The sequence below is a fragment of the Amycolatopsis sp. NPDC049868 genome, from assembly GCF_044461365.1.
GTDB lineage: Bacteria > Actinomycetota > Actinomycetes > Mycobacteriales > Pseudonocardiaceae > Amycolatopsis.
Genome location: NZ_JBITKV010000003.1, coordinates 991,818 through 1,009,672, shown reverse-complemented (window position 1 = coordinate 1,009,672; position 17,855 = coordinate 991,818). Strand labels below are relative to the sequence as shown.

Genomic DNA, 17,855 nt, shown 5'->3' with positions numbered 1-17,855 from the left:
TCCGCGGTGGGGAACCGACAAACTGCTAGCGCAGGTGGAGGCCCCAAACGGCGGAAGCGGCACGTTGCCAGGTGAACTCACTCGAACGGCTGAGACCACTGTCACGCAGCGCTGCCGCGTGCTCCGGATGGTCGAGTACGTCGCGAAGGGCATCCGCAAGCGCTTGCGCGTCGCCGATGGGGACGGTGACGCCCGCTCCCCCGGCCACCTCGACCAGGGCAGGAGCGCCCGAATGCACCACCGGCACCCCGGCCGCCATCGCCTCGATCAGCGGTAGCCCGAACCCCTCCGCGCGGCTCGGCATCGCCAGCACCGACGCGCCCCGCAACACGAACGCCAGCTCCGCGTCGCTCACCTTCCCCAGCACCCGGACGTCGGCGCCGTGCTCGCGCGCCAGCGCCGTCGGGTCGATGCCGCCCCAGCCCGGCTGCCCGGCCAGCACCAGCGGCTCCCCGATCCGGCCGGCGGCGTCGATCAGCACATCGATGCCCTTGCGCGGCTCGATCGTCCCGATCGCGAGTACATACCGCTCCGGCAGCGAGACCTCGGCGAACCCGGCAGGCGGCCGCACCCCGTGCGGGATCACGCACACCGGCACCGAAACCGGCACCAGCCCGGCGAGCTCGTCCGCGATCGCTTGCGTGGGCACGGTCAGCGCCGTCGCCCGCGACGCGGCCCGCGCGATCACGGCCTTGTGCCACGAGACGCCGCGCGGGGTCAGCGTCTCGGGATGGGTCCACGGCACGGTGTCGTGCACCGCGACCGACAGCGTCCGCCCCTTCGGCACCCGGGCGGGCGCGAGCGGTGTCGGCGCATGGACCGCGTCGCCGCCCGGCCACCACGGCAGGCCCAGCTGCCAAGCGGCGATCAGCCCCCGTGGCGGGATCGGCAGCACGCGCGGCCCCTCGACCCCCTCGACGACCGCGGCGTCGACGTCGGCGTGCCGCGCGACGACGCTCGACACCGTCCAGCCCGGCGGCGCCGTCTCGGCGAGCGCGCGCAGCAGCTCACCGGTGTAGCGGCCGGTCCCGCCGGGGACCGGCGCCAGCAGCTGCTCGGCGAGCACGACCAGTTCGGGCATGGTCTCTATTCTCTCCACCATGACCAGCACCACCGTCGTCGTGGTCACCTGGCGCGGCGCCGCGCATATCACCGCCTGCCTCGACGCCCTCGCCGCGCAGTCCCGCGCACATCGGACCCTGGTCGTCGACAACGCCTCCGACGACGGAACGGCCGCCCTGCTCGCCGCCCATCCGTCGAAACCCGAGGTGCTCCGCCTGCGGCACAACACCGGCTACGCGGGCGCCATGGCCGCCGCACTGGACAAAGTGGACACTCCGCTGATGGCCTGGCTCAACGACGACGCCGCTCCGGCCCCGGACTGGCTCGCGACCTGCGAAGACACGCTTGCGAAGGCGCCGCTCGCCGCCGCCGTGAGTGCCCGGTTGACGCTCGCCGACGGGACCGTCCAGTCCACTGGCGTCCGCCTGACGGCCGACGGTCACGGCGCCGACCTGCCGGAATCCGCCGAAGAGGTCTTCGGCTTCTGTGGGGGCGCGGCCGTGCTCGACGTCGAGGCGCTCCGTTCCGTCGGCGGCGTCCCCGCCTCCTACTTCTGCTACTACGAGGACACCGACACCGCGTGGCGGCTACGGCTGGCGGGCTGGGACGTCATCAGCGCCGAAGCCGAAGTCACCCATCAGCATGGTGCGAGCACCCAGCCGGGTTCGGTCCGATTCCACCTGTGGAATGAACGCAACCGTCTCCTGACCCTCTTGCGATGCGCTCCGCGCGCGGTGGCGATCCGCCAGCTGGTGAAGTTCGCCGTGCTCACCCTGGTGCTGCCCCTCCGAGGACTCCGCCGAAACAGGAAACCGGCGGCACCGAACTTCCGTCCGATCCTCCGGTGTCGTGTCCTGGGCGCCGTCGCCGCCCGCCTGCCGCGCACGCTGGTCGAGCGGCGGGCCATCGGGCGACGGGCGACACTGGGCCGAGGCGCGGTCTGGGACGCGTGGGCCGGGCTCTAAGCTCAGACAGAAGACGGAGATGAAGGTCGAGTCCGAGAAGGGCCTCGCAGGAGCCCGCCCTCGGCCGAAGGCCCCGCTTCACGACGGCAGGGCGCCCCAGCACCAGCGGCGAGGGGCAGCCGGACAAGCGCCCTGGCGGCGCGAAGCGGTCGCGGGCTCTTCATGAACACCGTCCAATCGAGTGCAGGGAGTACGGCTTTGGCGCAGGGGGAAACGCAACCGGTCGTCTCGGTGATCGTCGTGAACTACCGGGGGGCCGCCGACACCGTCACCTGCCTGCGCGCACTCGCTGAACACGATTACCCGAACCTCGAGGTCATCTGCGTCGACAACGCCTCCGGCGGCACCGACGTGGCCGAGATCAAGGCCGCCGCACCGGGTGTCAAGCTCGTCGAATCGCCGGTGAACTCCGGCTTCGCGGGCGGCTGCAACCTCGGCGCGAAGCACGCCACCGGCACCGTCCTCGCCTTCCTCAACAACGATGCCCGCCCGGCTCCCGGCTGGGTCGGCGCGGCCGTCGCCGAGCTGCGCGCCCAGCCGGCCGTCGCCGCGGTGGCCAGCAAGGTCCTCGACTGGGACGGCACCGGCACCGACTTCGTCGACGCGGGCCTCACCTGGTTCGGCATGGGCTACAAACGGCACGCCGGAAGCCCTCTCGCCGACGTCCCCGCCGCCGAACACGAGGTCGCCAAGGACGTCCTGTTCGCGACCGGTTCGGCCATGTTCGTCCGCGCCGGGGTGTTCGCCGAGCTCGGCGGCTTCGACGAGCGGTTCTTCATGTTCTACGAGGACGTCGACCTCGGCTGGCGGCTGAACCTGCGCGGCTGGCGCGTGCGCTACGTGCCGGAGTCGCTGACCTATCACAAGCACCACGCCACGATGTCCACAGTGGACGCCCCGGATTCCGGACGCGAGACGTTCCTGCTGGAGCGCAACGCCTTGGCGGCGCTGTACAAGAACCTCTCCGACGAGACTCTCGCGCGTGCCCTGCCCGCCGCGCTGGCGCTGGCCGTCCGCCGGGCGACGGCGCGCGGGGACCTCGACGCCACCCAGTTCGATCTCGCCCAGGGTGTCGGCCCCGCCGAAACCGGTCCGGTCGAGGTGCCGAGGACGACGTTGGCCGGTGTACTGGCGATCGACCAGTTCGTCGAGCTGCTGCCGTCGCTCGCCGAGTCGCGCGCCGCCGAGCAGGCCGCCCGCGTCCGCACCGACGCCGATCTGCTTCCCTTGCTGCGCAAGGCTTTGGAGCCCGCGTATCCGCTGCCGCGCTATCTCGCCGCGCACGACGTGCTGGTCGAGACGTTCGGCATCGACGCGCTCTTCGGGCAGCGCCGCAAGGTACTGGTGATCACCGGTGACGCGATCACCGAGCGGATGGCGGGCCCGGCGATCCGCGCGTGGAACATGGCCGCGACCCTGGCCGCCGAGCACGACGTCCACCTGGTGACGATCAACCCCCTCGCCGACCCGCCGCCCGCGGCGTTCCGGGTCAGCGCGGCCACGAGGCGCGATCTGGAAACGCCGATCGCGTGGGCCGACATCATCGTCCTGCAGGGTCACGTGCTGGAACTCGCGCCCTCGCTCAAGAAGCAGTACGCGCACAAGATCGTGGTCGCGGACCTGTACGACCCGATGCATCTGGAGCTGCTCGAACAGGGCAAGGGCGTCCCCGACGACAAACGGGCCCTGGACCTCATCGGGGTCACCAAGGTCCTCGACGCGCAACTGGAACGCGGGGATTTCTTCCTGTGCGCGTCGGAGCGTCAGCGCCACTTCTGGCTGGGGCACCTCGCCGCGATGGGCAGGCTCTCGCCGCGGCTGTACGACGCCGACCCGACCACCCAGTCGCTGCTCTCGATCGTCCCGTTCGGCCTGTCGCCGCAAGCCCCGGTCCGCACCGGCCCCGGCCTCCGGTCCACTTTGGACGGTATCGGCGAGACCGACCACGTCGTACTGTGGGCGGGCGGGGTGTACAGCTGGTTCGACCCGTTGACCCTGGTACGGGCGATCGAGCGGCTGCGGCAGCGCCGCGGCGACGTCCGACTGGTGTTCCTCGGGATGAAACATCCCAACCCCGAGGTCACCGAGATGGACATCGGCGCACGCACGATGCTGCTCTCGGACACGCTCGGGCTCACCGGCAAGCACGTGTTCTTCAATCAGCAGTGGGTGCCGTACGAGGAGCGCCAGAACTGGCTGCTCGACGCGAACTGCGGCGTCACCACACATTACGAGCACGTCGAGACGACGTTCGCGTTCCGCACTCGGGTGCTGGACTACCTGTGGGCCGGGCTGCCGATCGTCACCACCGACGGCGACTCGTTCGCCGACCTGGTCCGCGAGGAACGGCTCGGCGTCGTCGTCCCGGCCGAGGACGTGGACGCACTGGCCGACGCGCTGGATAAAGCGTTGTACGACGAGGAGTTCGCCGCCGGCTGCGTCGAGCGGATGGCCGCCGTCGCCCAGCGCTACACCTGGCCTGAAGCACTGAAACCGCTGGTGGAGTTCTGCCGGAACCCGCGGCCCGCCGCCGACCGGCTGCCCGGTTCGGAAGACCTCGTGGTCACCGCGCCGGTGCGGGGCAAGGAAATGCTGCGCCGCGACGTCGATCTGGTCCGCGAGTATCTCGCCGACGGCGGGCCGAAGGAGCTCGTGCGCCGTGTCGGCGGCCGGGTGGTCAAGGTCGCCAAGCAGAGGCTCGGCCGTGGTTGACCGCCCCTTGCGCGTCCTGCTCGACGGGACCCCGCTTCTCGGTGCCAGGACGGGTATCGGCCGGTACACCGTCGCCCTGTCCGAAGAGCTCGCCTCGATGTCCGAAGTGGACACTCGCGCGGTCGCGTTCACCTTGCGTGGCTGGCGACGGCTGCGGCACGTGCTCCCGCACGGCGTCCGGGCCCGTGGCATGCCGGTGGCGGCACGGTTGCTGAGGAAGGCGTGGCTGCGTTCGCAACTGCCCCCGGTGGAACTGTTCGCCGGGCCGACGGACGTCGTGCACGGCACCAACTTCGTGCTGCCCGGCCGGTTCCGCGCGGCGGGTGTGGTGACCATCCACGATCTGGCCTTTTTGGACGCTCCCGAGGAGCTCGCGCCGAGCGATCACGAGCTGCCGCGGCTGGTCCGGCGCGGCGCCCGGCTCGCCGACGCGATCTGCACCCCCACCAACGCCGTCGCCGATCAGGTCGCCGAACGCCTCGACGTGGACCGCGGCAAGATCATCGTCACCCCGCTCGGCGTGAACCCGGCGTGGTTCACCGCGCGCCCGCCGGATCCGGAGCGCCGCAAGGAACTCGGCCTCCCGGACAAGTACCTGCTCTTCGCCGGTGCCCCCGGCCCGCGCAAAGGCCTGCATTGGCTCCAGCAGGCCCACGAGGCCGCGCCGGATCTGCCGGATCTGGTGTTCGTCGGCCCCGGTTCGTTCTCGGTGGGCTCCCGTTCGCGACACGTCGGCTACCTGTCGGACGTCAACCTCCGGCGGGTCGTCGCCGGGGCCAGCGCGCTGGTGCTGCCGTCGCGCGACGAGGGCTTCGGGCTCCCGGTGCTGGAAGCGCTGGCATCGGACGTTCCCGTGGTGTGCACGGACATCCCGGCGCTGCGCGAGGTCGCGGGGAACTGCGCGAGCCTGGTGCCCTACGAGGACGTCGACGGGCTCGTGGAGGCGCTGCGGATCGCCGTCAGCGACCCGCACGCCGTCGCCACCTCGGCCGCTCGCCGCGCCCACGTCGCGAACTTCACCTGGCGTGCGTGCGCCGAACTCACCGTCGCCGCGTACCGCCAGGCGAGCACGAAGCACTGACCTCCCGCATTTCGTCCTCTGAATGCGGGAGGAGTCAGGAAGCGAAGTAGGCCTTCAGGGCGTCGGACCAGTCCCGAAGCGGCGTGAGACCCGCCTCGCGCCAGGAAGCGTTCGACAGCACCCCGTACGCCGGACGCGCCGCCGGGCGGGGGAATTCCGCCGTCGTACAAGGCTTCACCCGAGCAGGATCCGCGCCGAGTTCCGTGAAGATCGCCTTCGCGAACCCGCACCACGTCGTCGATCCGCCACCCGTGCAGTGCAGCACCCGCTGCGAAGGGCCTTCACCCGCGGCGACCCGGCCCGCCAGCTCCATCAGCCCGGCGGCGAGGTCGCGCGACCAGGTCGGCGAACCGGTCTGGTCGTCCACTACGGACAGTTCCTCGCGCTCCTTTTCCAGGCGCACCATGGTCTTCACGAAGTTCGACCCGGTCTTGCCGTACACCCAGGACGTCCGCACGATCCAGGACCGGGCGCCGGACCCGAGCAGCGCGTCCTCGCCGGCCGCCTTCGTCCGGCCGTAGGCGTTGAGCGGGCCCAGCAGATCGCCGGTCTCGTACGGCGACGTCGCGTCGCCGGCGAACACGTAGTCCGTGGACACGTGGATGAGCGGCACCCCGCGCGACGAGCACGCCGCGGCGAGCACCCGGGGGCCGTCGGCGTTCACCGCGAACGCCCGCTCCTCGTCGGTTTCCGCCGCGTCCACCGCGGTGTAGGCCGCCGCGTTGATCACCACCGGCGACGTCCCCGCCGCCCGCGCCCGGTCCGCCAGTTCGGTCACCGCGGCGACGACCTGGCCGGTGTCGCGCACGTTCAGCTCCGAAGACGACGGGGCCGCGGCCCGCGGGGCCAGCGCCGCCAGGTCCTGCCCCAGCTGACCGGATCCGCCCGGTACAAGAATGCTCAGCACCACTCACGCTCCCGCACGGTTCTTCAGCGGCTCCCACCACGACCGGTTTCCGCTGTACCAGGCGACCGTTTCGGCCAGACCGTCCTCAAAGGACTGACGCGGCGCGTAGCCGAGCTCCGCCGAGATCTTGGTGATGTCGACCGAGTACCGGCGATCGTGCCCCTTGCGGTCCTCGACCGGCTCGACACTCTCCCAGTCCGCGCCGACGGCGGTCAGCAGCCGCTCGGTCAGCTCGCGGTTGGTCAGTTCCGTGCCACCGCCGATGTTGTAGACCTCGCCCGGCCTGCCGCCGTCGGCGACGAGCTGGATGCCGCGACAGTGATCGTCCACGTGCAGCCAGTCACGCACGTTGAGCCCGTCGCCGTAGAGCGGGACCTTCTTGCCGTCGAGCAGGTTGGTCACGAAGAGCGGGATGACCTTCTCCGGGAATTGGTACGGACCGTAGTTGTTCGAGCACCTCGTGACACAGACGGGCAGCCCATGCGTGCGAAAGAACGAACGGGCCAACAGATCCGAGGACGCCTTCGACGCCGAGTACGGCGAATTCGGCTCCAGCGCGTGGTCTTCGGCCCAGGAACCCTTGTCGATCGAGCCGTAGACCTCGTCGGTGGACACGTGGACGAACTTCCCGACCCCGGCCTCGAGCGCGGCCTGCAACAGGGTCTGCGTGCCGAGCACGTTGGTCAGCACGAAGTCGGCCGCACCGGCGATCGAACGGTCCACATGGGACTCGGCGGCGAAGTGCACGACCAGGTCGACGCCCCGCATGAGCTCGTTGACCAGGGCGCCGTCACAGATGTCGCCCTTTTCGAACCGGTAACGCGGATTCCCGCGCACCGGCTCCAGGTTCGCTTCGTTGCCCGCGTAGGTCAGCTTGTCGAGCACGATCAGCTCGGCGTCGGCCAAGCTCGGGTACGCGCCTGTCAGCACCTGCCGGACGTAATGCGAACCGATGAATCCGGCACCCCCGGTGACCAGCACTCGCATCCCGCGATCCTCCCTCTACGACTTCACCGACCGGCCGAGTGTGTCACGACCGGGGCAACCTTTCACCAGCCTACGGACGTCTAACACGAGGATCAGTAGAGTGACCGACGAGGCACGCGTGTGCCCTGGGGAGATTCGTGGAGGACCGCACGTGACCGAGTGGCCCGGGCCACCCATTCCGGCGCGCCGCGGCGGCGTCGTGGTGTTCGCCCGCCGTGGCGTGAAGGTCGTGTTCAGCCTGGTCTCGATCACGATCCTGGCGCTGACCTGGTGGGGCTGGCAGTTCATCGGTGACCCGTCGAAGGGCTTCGCGACCACGAACATCTTCGAGGACAACGGCCATCCGCCGGCGAAACCGCTGGACGGCGCGATCGACATCCTGCTCGTCGGCCAGGACAGCCGCACCGACGCGCAGGGCAACCCGCTGCCGCGCGAGGTCCTCGACATGCTGCACGCCGGTGTTTCGGACGGCGAGCGCCAGACCGACACGATGATCCTGGTGCACATCCCCCAGAACGGTAAGAAGGCGGTCGCGATCTCCTTCCCCCGCGACTCGTGGGTCGAGATCACCGGCGGGTTCGGCAAGCACAAGCTCAACAGCGCGTACGTGTACGCCTACAACGACACGTCGAAGACGCTGCAGCAGCAGGGCAACTCCGATCTCAAGGACGTCGACGCCAAGGCCAAGGACGCCGGCCGCAAGAACCTGATCGCGACGCTGGAGAAGTTCATCGGCAAGCCGAAGATGATCGACCGGTACGCCGAGGTGAACCTGTCGAGCTTCTACGAGATCACCAAGGCGATCGGCGGCGTCGAGGTCTGCCTCAACAACGCGGTCAAGGAGAAGAAGTCCGGGGTGGACCTGCCCGCGGGCAAGTCCACCGTCGAGGGCGTGCAGGCGCTCGCGTTCGTCCGCCAGCGCTACGACCTGCAGAACGGCGACCTCGACCGGATCGCGCGGCAGCAGGCCTTCCTGTCGGGGCTGGCGAACAAGGTGCTCTCCTCCGACGTCCTGATGAACCCGGCGAAGATCTCCGACCTGATCGACGCGGTGAAGAAGTCGGTCGTGCTGTCGGCGGGCTGGGACCTGCCCGAGTTCGCCGCCCAGATGCGCGGGATGACCAGCGGAAACGTCGAGTTCCACACCATCCCGACCCAGGGTGACGCGACCATCGGCGGCGCCGCCGTGCTCCGGGTGGACCCGGCGCAGGTGCAGGCCGAGGTCTCCCGCCTGACCGCCGACGGCGAGACGGCACCGGCGGAGACCCCGGCCACTCTGCCGGGCGCGGAAGCGGTGACCGTCGAACTCTTCGACGGATCCGGCTCGCCCACAGTGGCCACCGAGACCAGGAATCTCTTGCAGGGCAAGGGTTTCAAACTCGCGGCCGACACCAAGCTCAGCACCCGCAACTCGACGGTCGTCCGGTACGCGCCGGGCGACGACGACGCGCTGGCCCTGATCAAGCAGGTCTTCGGCACCGCGGTGCAGGCCGAGGCGGACCGTGACGTCGCCCCCGGCAAGGTACGGGTGCTGCTCGGCAAGGACTTCAAGGGCGCGGCCGCGACCACGGCGCCGTCGAAGACTTCGACCCCCTCGAAGCCCGCCCAGCCGCCCTCCAGCGCGCCGGCGGCGCCCAGCACGACGCCGATCGTCGCGGGCAATGTGCCCTGCGTCAATTAATCCCGGGTACTCAGCGTGGCCGACCTCACGGTGGCCTAGCCTTCTCCTACGATCGGACGAGCGACAACGCCAGGGGAGGTGATCAGGGGTGAGCGACGAGGAAAAGAGCGTCAATGAACGTTCTGAGCAGTTGGACGCCGAGGAGCCGAAGTCCGAAGAGGACACTAAATCGGGCACCGAGAGTGACGAAGAGCCTCGGTTTGTCCCGACGCCGTACCCGCGGAATCGGCCGCTCCCCCAGCCGTCCGCTCCGGCCGAGGATGAAGACGAAGCGGTCTCGGGCATGCTCGCCGTACCCGAGCGTCCGCTGCGCCGCGCCGGCCGGATCACCCGCCGGATCGCGGTCGGGCTCGTGTCCCTGCTCGCCCTCGGCACGACGGGCTACGCGTACGTCACCAAGGACCAGCTGCAGAACAACGTCCCCACGACGAACGCCCTGAGCAAGCCCGACGATCCCGCCGCCCCGCCCGCCGACGACGGCGCGAACGATATCCTCCTGGTCGGCAGCGACGCGCGAACCGACGCACAGGGCAATCCGCTGCCGCTCCGGGTACTCAAGGAACTGCGCACCGAGGAGAAGCCGGGCGTCAACACCGACACCATCATCATCCTGCGGATCCCGAAGAACGGCGGGAAACCGTCCGGCGTCTCGATCCCGCGCGACACCTGGACCGAGATCCCCGGCCGCGGCCCGAACAAGATCAATTCGGCCTACGGCGTCGCGAAGGCCAACTACGCGAACGCGCATCGCGGTGAATCCGATCAGGCGAAACTCGAACGCGATTCCGATCAGGAGGGCCGCAAGGCACTGGTCCAGACCGTTCAGGATCTGACGAAGATCCGCATCGACCACTACGCCGAGGTCAACCTGCTCGGGTTCTATCTGCTGACCGAGGCGCTGGGCGGCGTCAAGGTCTGCCTGAACCACTCGACCGAGGACAAGGACTCCGGCGCGAACTTCCGGCGCGGCGAACAGACGGTGTCGGGCGGCGAGGCGCTTTCGTTCGTGCGGCAGCGCAAGAACCTGCCGCGCGGCGACCTCGACCGCATCGTGCGGCAGCAGACGTTCCTGTCGTCGGCGCTGAACCAGGTGCTCTCGGCGGGGACGCTGACCAGCCCGTCGACGATGGCGGGCCTGATCGACGTCGTGCGCCGGTCGATCGTCCTCGACGAAGGGCTGGATCTGCTGGAGTTCGCGCAGCAGGCGAAGGGGATCGCGTCGGGCGACCTGACGTTCACGACCATCCCGGTGGTGAACATCAACGGCCGCAGCGCCGACGGCCAGAGCATCGTCGAGATCGACCCCGCCGCCGTGCGGTCGTTCGTCTCCGGCCTGGTGGGCCGGGGCGGTGGCGGCGGGGCGCCCGGGGCGGCTCCGCTGCTCGCCGCGTCGAGCGTTCCCTGCGTGAACTAGCGTTGGGGGCGTGAGCCTCACCGAACTGCTGCTGCGGCCCGTACTCGGGTCGCCCGCGAAACCGCTGATCACGCACTACGACGACAAGCAGGGCAGCCGGGTCGAACTGTCCGTGGCGACCACGGTGAACTGGGCCGCCAAGACGGCGAACTGGCTGGTCGACGAGTTCGACGTCGAACCGGGCGACGAGGTCGCCGTGGTGCTGCCGTCGCATTGGCAGACCGCCGGTGTGCTGCTGGGCGCGTGGTGGTGCGGCGCCAGGGTGGTGACGGAGACCGCGGGCGCCCGGGTGGCGTTCGTCGCGCCGGGCGGCGCTTCCGACGCGGCCGCGACCGCCGTCGTCTCGCTGCACCCCATGGGTCTCGGGCTGCCCGCCGGCTCCGTACCCGACGGAGCGATGGACTACCTGACCGAAGCCCGGCTTTCGGGTGACCAGTTCAGCCCGCTGTTCCCGGTGCCCGGCGACACCCCGGCACTGGATTCGTCCACTGTGGATGAAGTGCTCGCCGAGGCGCGCTCTCGCGGTTCCGGGCTGGGGCTGTCCGCCGACGACCGCGTTCTGTCCACTGTGGAGTGGGCCGGCGCGGAGGGGATCCTGGCGGGCTTCCTGACGCCGCTGGCGGCCGGTGCGCATCTGGTCCAGGTCACCGACGCGGATCCGGCCAAACTCGCTTCCCGGCGCGAAGCCGAGCGGACGACCGCGGATCTCCCCTCCTGAAGTGCTATGAAAGTGTCTTTCCTTGCAAAATTTGCAAGGAAAGACACTTTCATAGCGTTCGGGTCAGGCGTCCTGGAGCTGCTTCGCCTCACGCTTACGTCCGAAGAGCGCGTGGTCGAGCGACAGTTTCCCGGCGTTGAAACCGAGCGCGAGCCCGGCGACCGCCAGGACCAGGACGAGTTCGTAACCGCCCTGACCGGTGAGGCCGTTGTCGAGGTGCACCGAGAGCAGAGCGCCGACGGAGACCACGACGAAGCCGAGGCCCACCAGCGGCGTCAGGAAACCGACGATGAACAAGATGGCTCCCACGATCTCCACCGCGATCGCGAAGATCGCCGCGAGCGTCGGGAGCGGGATTCCGGTCTGCTCGAAGAACTTCGCGGTGCCGTCGATCCCGTTTTCCCACTTCTGCAGGCCGTGTGCGAGGAAGACCACACCGACACCGATCCGGCCCAGCAGGAGGGCGACATCCTTGAAACGAGCGAACATCGGGTATCAGCTTTCTGGTCGGTGAATATTCAACTTACCCGGATCACGGTAGGGCACCGGACGCCTCCGACGGCACCTCCGGAGCGTGATCGACAGGTACCCGACAGGAACTCCCGTACGGCAGAATCCACTCCGTGACGGACGAACGGCTGACCGGCCTCTGGTCGGATGAGATCGTGCATCCGGGCAGCGTCGAGTCCGTCGATCTGGCGTTCCGCGATGACGGCTCCGGATGGCTCTATTGGTCGAGCTGGAGCACCGAATTCGCGGTCTCCCGATTCACCTGGGCGACTCCGGGCGAACTGGTCTTGAAGTTCTATCGCAACCTCGGGGGCACGTGGTCGATCGAAAACGGTGTCACCCGTCATGACGTCGAATCCGACGAGGAAGAAGAATCCGTCCTTGAGCTCGGCTACGAAATCGCGCCCGGAGAGGACCCGTTCGGCAATCCGGTGACCCTGCTTTCGCTGGATCGCCCCTTGGACGAGCACCTCGCGGGATCGCGGTTCGCCTGGGTCGAGAAACCGGAGTCGCTCAGCGATCCGTCCGCCGATGCTCCGCCGCCAGACCCGTCCAGCCGCCGCTGACGGCCAGCAACTCGAGCACCCGCTCGGCCTGCTCGGCGAATCCGGCCAGATCGGCGTGCAGCAACGCTATCCGCTCGGCGTCGAGCGGGACCTCGTCGTCGGCCCACAGCTCGATCACCGTGCTGACGGTCCACACGAGGAACTGGATGATCCGGATGAACTCCTCGGACGGCTCCTCGACGGCGCCGCGGTACCCCGTCTCGATCTCGTCGCAGGCCGCGACCAGCTCTCTCAGCGGCTTGACGACGTCGGCCGCCGTCCCGTCCCACGCGGCCGACGGCCATGTGCGATCCCCGAGTTCGAGCCACAACCGCCAGCCGGCGATCAGCTCGGCCTCGTCGTGCGGTGTCCACGACACCGGAGCGAACCAGAACATCCTTCGAGGGTGACACCGGCGGTCCATGATCGCCGTACTTCCGTGAAGCATCTCACCGACGGGCGATCTCACCTGCGCATTTCGTCACCTGTTCGCGAACCCGTAAGTACATGAAGGCCCCCTTCCTTGCGATAGGCGCAAGGAAGGGGGCCTTCATGTACTTACCGCAGGCTCAGCCCTTGAGCAGGGCGCGCGCCATGACCATGCGCTGGATCTGGTTGGTGCCTTCGTAGATCTGCGTAATCTTCGCGTCGCGCATCATGCGCTCCACCGGGAAGTCGCGCGTGTAGCCCGCGCCGCCGAAGAGCTGGACGGCGTCGGTGGTCACCTGCATCGCGATGTCCGACGCGTACGCCTTCGCGGCGGCGGCCATGTAGCCGCCGCGCTTGTCGCCGCGCTCGGTCGCCGCGGCGGAGGCGTAGACGAGGTTCCGGGCGGCCTCGATCTTGATGCCCATGTCGGCCAGCATGAACTGGACGCCCTGGAACTCCGAGATCGACTTGCCGAACTGCTTGCGCTCCTTGACGTACGCGATGGAGGCGTCGAGCGCGCCCTGCGCGATGCCCAGCGCCTGCGCGCCGATGGTCGGGCGGGTGTGGTCGAGGGTGCGCAGCGCGGTCTTCAGGCCGGTACCGGGCTCGCCGATGATGCGGTCGGCCGGGATGGTGCAGTTCTCGAAGTGGATCTCGCGGGTCGGCGAACCCTTGATGCCGAGCTTCCGCTCCTTCGAGCCGACGGTGAAGCCGGGGTCGTCCTTGTGCACGACGAACGCGGAGATGCCGTTGGCCTTCTTCTCGGCCTCGGGGTCGGTCACCGCCATCACGGTGTACCAGGACGATTCACCCGCGTTGGTGATCCAGCACTTGGTGCCGTTGAGCACCCAGTGGTCGCCGTCGAGCTTCGCGCGGGTGCGCATCGAGGCGGTGTCCGAGCCGGCTTCGCGCTCCGAAAGCGCGTAGGACGCCGAGGCCTCACCGGAGGCGATCGAAGGCAGCACGAGCTTCTTGAGGTCTTCCGACGCCGAAAGGATGATCGGCACCGTGCCCAGCTTGTTCACCGCCGGGATGAGCGACGCCGACGCGTCGACACGCGCGACCTCTTCGATGACGATGCAGGCGGCGATGGCGTCCGCGCCCTGGCCGTCGTAGGCCTCGTCGATGTGGACGGCGTTGAAACCCGACTTGACCAGCGCGTTGTACGCCTCGATCGGGTAGCGCTCGTTCTCGTCGACCTCGGCCGCGTAGGGCTCGATCTCCTTCTCCGCGAGGGCACGCACCGCGGCCCGCAGCTCCTCGTGCTCTTCGGCAAGCTGGTACAGACCCGGGCCGTCAGACACCTTCGTCACCTCTTCTAACCGCGTTTGGGAGTTTGACCGATGTTAGCGCTCGTTCACATGGTGCGACATCGCGAGCGCTTGTGTCTTTGACCGCAAAGTCCGTACGTTCGAGTGATGGAGCTCACCCCGTTCCCCCGGTCGCTCGATTATCCCGAGGTCCCGGTCGGCTCGGTGCTCGCCGGCGCCGCTGCCCGCTGGGGCTCCCGCACGGCCTTCGCCCACGGAGACCAGAGCCTCACCTTCGCCGAGACGTACAGCGCGGCCTGCCGGTTCGCGAACGCCCTGCGCGCCGAGGGCATCGGGCGGGGCGACGTCGTCGCGCTCCACCTGCCGAACTGCCTGGCATACCCGGTCGCGTACTACGGAACGCTGCTCGCCGGAGCGACCTTCAGCCCGGCGAATCCCCTGCTCCCGCCCGAGGACCTCGCCTTCCAGCTGGCCGACGCCGGGGCGGTCGCAGCCGTCACTGTCGGTCCGGTCGCGCGGGTGCTCGCTTCGGTCCGTGATCGGACGTCGGTCCGGCTGACCATCGTCGTTCACCCGCCGGAGTCACCTGGACAGGGAGAGGTCGAGTTCACGGAGTTCCACTCCGGCCACTCCGACGAGCGGCCGGACGTCGAGATCGACATCTACCGCGATCTCGCCCATCTGGCGTACACCGGCGGTACCACCGGACGCTCGAAAGGGGTCTGCCTGCCGCATCGGAACGTCGTGGTCAACAGCCTGCAAAGCTCCTGCTGGCGGCTGGGCGCGGTCCCCGCCGTCGACGCTTCGGGAGAGGTGATCGTCGAGCAGCTCGGCGGCCCGGACGAGTGGCCGTCGCGGATCGGCACCGGGATCGCCCTCAACCTGACGCCGTGGTTCCACGCCATGGGCACCATCGCCGCGCTCAACGTCCCGCTGCTCGACGGCGGCACCATCGTGCTGCACGACCGCTTCGACCCGGTCGCGTACGTGGCCGACGCCGAACTGCTGCGGGTCACCACGATCGGCGGCGCGCCCGCGCTGTTCGCCGCGTTGCTCGCCTGCCCCGAGTTTCACACAGCCGACCTGTCTTCGGTACTGACCATCGGTTCCGGCGCGGCGCCGATGAACCACGAGATGATCCGTGCCCTGCAGAAACGCTTCCCCGGCGTGCTCATCATCGAGGGTTACGGCCTCACCGAGGTCACCATGGGAGCCGTCATCGCGCCGGCCTACCGCTCCGCCGTCCGGAAGGTGGGTTCGGTCGGCCTTCCGCTCCCCGACACCGAGGTCAAGATCGTCCCGGCCGAAGGCGGCGAAGATCCTTTGCCCGCCGGGGAAAGCGGCGAGGTCTGCCTGCGCGGCCCGCAGGTGATGATCGGCTATCGCGACCGCCCCGAGGAGACCTCGGCCGCGCTCGTCGACAGCTGGCTGCACACCGGCGACATCGGCATCCTCGACGAGGACGGCTATCTGTCCATTGTGGATCGCAAGAAGGACATGCTGCTGTACAAGGGATACAACGTCTTCCCGCGCGAGCTCGAAGAGCTGCTGATCACCCTGCCCGGCGTCTCGGCCGCGGCCGTCGTCGGCAAACCGGACAGCGAGGTCGGCGAGCTGCCGGTCGCGTTCGTGGTGCGCAGCGACGAGAACGTCACCGCCGAGCAACTCCTGGCGGCCGTCGGCGCCCGCGTCCTGCCGTACAAACGACTGCGGGCGATCCACTTCGTCGACCAGATCCCGGTCTCGGCGGCCGGGAAGGTACTCAAACGGGAACTGCGGAAGCAGCTCGCCGACTGAACCCTCGCGTTTCGTCCTCCGAATGCGGTAGTTCGCCATCGAACCACCGCATTCAGAGGACGGAATGCAGATTCAGCCTTCGACGCGTTTGCGCAGCGCGGCGTCCTTGTCGAGCACCAACTGCTCCAGATCCGCCTGGAACCGCGCCATCTTCGCCTGCAATCCCTCATCGGACGCGGCGAGGATGCGCACCGCGAGCAGGCCCGCGTTGCGCGCACCGCCGACGGAGACCGTCGCGACCGGGACACCGGCGGGCATCTGCACGATCGAGAGCAGCGAGTCCATACCGTCGAGGTACTTCAGCGGCACCGGCACCCCGATCACCGGCAGCACGGTCGCCGAAGCGACCATGCCCGGCAGGTGCGCGGCCCCGCCGGCGCCCGCGATGATCACGCGCACACCGCGCGAAGCGGCCGACGTCGCGTAGTCGAGCATCCGCTGCGGAGTGCGGTGCGCCGAGTAGACTCCGACTTCGTATTCGATGCCGAACTCGGCCAGCGCCTGCCCGGCCGCTTCCATCGTCGGCCAGTCCGAATCGCTGCCCATGATCAGGCCAACCTGCGGCGACATACTCAGTTACTCCTAGTGGATCTCGTAGCCGTCGAGCCAGACGGCGTGGGAAAGCCAGTGCGCGGCGAGCAGCGCGCGGTCGCGCAGCTCCTCCATGCGTTCGCCGACGAGGTTGACGTGGCCGAGTTTGCGGCCGGGACGCTCTCCCTTGCCGTACAAGTGAACGCGAATGTCCGGGTACCGCGCGAACAGGTGGTGCAGCCGTTCGTCCGGCCCCATCTCCGGCGCCTCGGGCGCGCCGAGGACGTTCGCCATCACGCAGGCGGGGGCGACCAGGTCGGTCACGCCGAGCGGATAGTCGAGCACGGCCCGCAGATGCTGCTCGAACTGCGAGGTCTTCGAACCGTCCTGGGTCCAGTGGCCCGAGTTGTGCGGGCGCATCGCGAGTTCGTTGACCAGCAGGCCTTCGTCGGTCTCGAACAGCTCGACGGCGAGCAGGCCGGTCACGTTCAGCGTCGCGGCGATCCGCAGTGCCAGGTCCTGTGCCTCCTGCGTGCGCTCGATGCTCAGTCCAGGCGCCGGGGCGAGTACCTCGGTGTTGATCCCGCCGGACTGCACGGTCTCCACCACCGGCCACGCCGCGCCCTGCCCGAACGGGGACCGGGCCACGAGCGCGGACAGTTCGCGCCGCATGACGACCTTTTCCTCGACCAGCAAGGGAGTTCCGGCGTCGAGCAGTTCGGGGACGGTCTCGCGGGCATGCTGCGCGGTGTCGAGCATCCAGACACCGCGGCCGTCGTAGCCGCCCTGCGCCGCCTTGAGCACCACCGGCCAGGAGTGCTTGTCGCCGAAGGTGAGCACATCGTCCACAGAGGACACTTCGGCGAACGCGGGGCCGGGGATCTCCAGCCCGGCCATCATCTCGCGCATGACGAGCTTGTTCTGCGCCATCGACAACGCGGCCGGATCGGGCCGGATGGTGACGCCTTCCATCGCGAGCGTCAGCAGATGTTCGCCGGGAACGTGCTCGTGGTCGAAGGTGAGCACGTCGACCCCGGCGGCGAACGAGCGCAGCGCTTCGAGGTCGGTGTGGTGCCCGTGCACGACCTCGCCCGCGACGAGGCCGGCGGATTCGTTCTCCCCCGCGGCCAGCACGCGCAGGGACTGGCCGAGGGAGATCGCCGCCTGGTGGGTCATCCTGGCCAGCTGTCCGCCGCCCACCATGCCCACGATCGGAAGACCGGTTCGTTTGTCCATAACGAGGAG

Annotated in this window: 16 protein-coding genes; 8 read left to right on the top strand and 8 right to left on the bottom strand. The window is 69.1% G+C overall.

Annotation, left to right across the window (positions count from 1 at the left end):
• Positions 1-25: 25 nt before the first annotated feature.
• A complete protein-coding gene (locus ACIBTM_RS18480; RefSeq protein ID WP_395878123.1) occupies positions 26-1,081 on the bottom strand; it encodes a glycosyltransferase family 4 protein in 1,056 nt (351 codons plus the stop codon).
• 19 nt (positions 1,082-1,100) lie between these two features.
• On the opposite strand from ACIBTM_RS18480, the gene ACIBTM_RS18475 reads away from it, so the two are divergent.
• The 3 genes from ACIBTM_RS18475 (at position 1,101) to ACIBTM_RS18465 (ending at position 5,820) form a co-directional block, all read left to right on the top strand.
• Entirely contained in the window at positions 1,101-2,027 is a 927-nt protein-coding gene (locus tag ACIBTM_RS18475; RefSeq protein ID WP_395878003.1) for a glycosyltransferase family 2 protein, read from the top strand.
• A gap of 198 nt (positions 2,028-2,225) precedes the next feature.
• The gene (locus ACIBTM_RS18470) at positions 2,226-4,739 is read left to right on the top strand and encodes a glycosyltransferase (RefSeq protein ID WP_395878001.1); all 2,514 of its coding nucleotides are present in this window, start codon (positions 2,226-2,228) and stop codon (positions 4,737-4,739) included.
• Entirely contained in the window at positions 4,732-5,820 is a 1,089-nt protein-coding gene (locus ACIBTM_RS18465) for a glycosyltransferase family 4 protein (protein ID WP_395877999.1), read from the top strand. The genes ACIBTM_RS18470 and ACIBTM_RS18465 overlap by 8 nt, the downstream gene beginning before the upstream one ends.
• Positions 5,821-5,854: 34 nt before the next feature.
• On the opposite strand, the gene rfbD is transcribed toward ACIBTM_RS18465, so the two are convergent.
• Complete coding sequence (gene rfbD / locus ACIBTM_RS18460; protein ID WP_395877997.1) at positions 5,855-6,730, bottom strand: dTDP-4-dehydrorhamnose reductase; 876 nt, start codon at positions 6,728-6,730, stop codon at positions 5,855-5,857.
• Positions 6,731-7,714 (bottom strand): dTDP-glucose 4,6-dehydratase, encoded by a 984-nt coding sequence (rfbB, locus tag ACIBTM_RS18455; RefSeq protein ID WP_395877995.1) that lies wholly within the window; start codon positions 7,712-7,714, stop codon positions 6,731-6,733.
• Positions 7,715-7,865: 151 nt separating this feature from the next.
• On the opposite strand from rfbB, the gene ACIBTM_RS18450 reads away from it, so the two are divergent.
• From ACIBTM_RS18450 to ACIBTM_RS18440, 3 genes are all read left to right on the top strand, one after another.
• Entirely contained in the window at positions 7,866-9,395 is a 1,530-nt protein-coding gene (locus ACIBTM_RS18450) for an LCP family protein (protein ID WP_395877993.1), read from the top strand.
• 88 nt (positions 9,396-9,483) lie between these two features.
• The gene (locus ACIBTM_RS18445) at positions 9,484-10,809 is read left to right on the top strand and encodes an LCP family protein (protein ID WP_395877991.1); all 1,326 of its coding nucleotides are present in this window, start codon (positions 9,484-9,486) and stop codon (positions 10,807-10,809) included.
• 10 nt (positions 10,810-10,819) lie between these two features.
• Positions 10,820-11,527, top strand: coding sequence for a TIGR03089 family protein (locus tag ACIBTM_RS18440; protein WP_395877989.1), 708 nt, complete (start codon positions 10,820-10,822; stop codon positions 11,525-11,527).
• 63 nt (positions 11,528-11,590) lie between these two features.
• Here the strand turns inward: ACIBTM_RS18440 and ACIBTM_RS18435 are convergent, their stop codons facing one another.
• Positions 11,591-12,016, bottom strand: coding sequence for a DoxX family protein (locus ACIBTM_RS18435; RefSeq protein WP_007031884.1), 426 nt, complete (start codon positions 12,014-12,016; stop codon positions 11,591-11,593).
• A 134-nt stretch (positions 12,017-12,150) separates the two neighbouring features.
• On the opposite strand from ACIBTM_RS18435, the gene ACIBTM_RS18430 reads away from it, so the two are divergent.
• The gene (locus ACIBTM_RS18430; RefSeq protein ID WP_395877986.1) at positions 12,151-12,603 is read left to right on the top strand and encodes a hypothetical protein; all 453 of its coding nucleotides are present in this window, start codon (positions 12,151-12,153) and stop codon (positions 12,601-12,603) included.
• Here ACIBTM_RS18430 and ACIBTM_RS18425 read toward each other — a convergent pair.
• Both ACIBTM_RS18425 and ACIBTM_RS18420 read right to left on the bottom strand, forming a co-directional pair.
• On the bottom strand, positions 12,551-12,979 hold the full coding sequence (locus ACIBTM_RS18425; RefSeq protein ID WP_395877984.1) for a hypothetical protein: 429 nt from the start codon (positions 12,977-12,979) through the stop codon (positions 12,551-12,553). The genes ACIBTM_RS18430 and ACIBTM_RS18425 overlap by 53 nt on opposite strands.
• A 172-nt stretch (positions 12,980-13,151) precedes the next feature.
• Positions 13,152-14,324: an acyl-CoA dehydrogenase family protein gene (locus ACIBTM_RS18420; protein WP_378371357.1), complete on the bottom strand. Its 1,173-nt coding sequence runs from the start codon at positions 14,322-14,324 to the stop codon at positions 13,152-13,154.
• A gap of 105 nt (positions 14,325-14,429) precedes the next feature.
• On the opposite strand from ACIBTM_RS18420, the gene ACIBTM_RS18415 reads away from it, so the two are divergent.
• On the top strand, positions 14,430-16,079 hold the full coding sequence (locus tag ACIBTM_RS18415) for a class I adenylate-forming enzyme family protein (RefSeq protein WP_395877981.1): 1,650 nt from the start codon (positions 14,430-14,432) through the stop codon (positions 16,077-16,079).
• 72 nt (positions 16,080-16,151) lie between these two features.
• Here ACIBTM_RS18415 and purE read toward each other — a convergent pair whose 3' ends face one another.
• Both purE and ACIBTM_RS18405 read right to left on the bottom strand, forming a co-directional pair.
• A complete protein-coding gene (gene purE / locus ACIBTM_RS18410; protein WP_020633596.1) occupies positions 16,152-16,649 on the bottom strand; it encodes a 5-(carboxyamino)imidazole ribonucleotide mutase in 498 nt (165 codons plus the stop codon).
• A 12-nt stretch (positions 16,650-16,661) separates the two neighbouring features.
• A complete protein-coding gene (locus ACIBTM_RS18405) occupies positions 16,662-17,846 on the bottom strand; it encodes a 5-(carboxyamino)imidazole ribonucleotide synthase (protein WP_395877979.1) in 1,185 nt (394 codons plus the stop codon).
• Positions 17,847-17,855: the final 9 nt, after the last annotated feature.

Excerpts from the sequence above, each read along its gene's own strand:
- purE (WP_020633596.1), bottom strand. The coding sequence starts at position 16,649 with ATGTCGCCGCAGGTTGGCCTGATCATGGGCAGCGATTCGGACTGGCCG.
- ACIBTM_RS18480 (WP_395878123.1), bottom strand. The coding sequence starts at position 1,081 with ATGCCCGAACTGGTCGTGCTCGCCGAGCAGCTGCTGGCGCCGGTCCCC.
- ACIBTM_RS18415 (WP_395877981.1), top strand. The coding sequence starts at position 14,430 with ATGGAGCTCACCCCGTTCCCCCGGTCGCTCGATTATCCCGAGGTCCCG.
- ACIBTM_RS18475 (WP_395878003.1), top strand. The coding sequence starts at position 1,101 with ATGACCAGCACCACCGTCGTCGTGGTCACCTGGCGCGGCGCCGCGCAT.
- ACIBTM_RS18405 (WP_395877979.1), bottom strand. The coding sequence starts at position 17,846 with ATGGACAAACGAACCGGTCTTCCGATCGTGGGCATGGTGGGCGGCGGA.
- ACIBTM_RS18425 (WP_395877984.1), bottom strand. The coding sequence starts at position 12,979 with ATGTTCTGGTTCGCTCCGGTGTCGTGGACACCGCACGACGAGGCCGAG.
- rfbB (WP_395877995.1), bottom strand. The coding sequence starts at position 7,714 with ATGCGAGTGCTGGTCACCGGGGGTGCCGGATTCATCGGTTCGCATTAC.
- ACIBTM_RS18435 (WP_007031884.1), bottom strand. The coding sequence starts at position 12,016 with ATGTTCGCTCGTTTCAAGGATGTCGCCCTCCTGCTGGGCCGGATCGGT.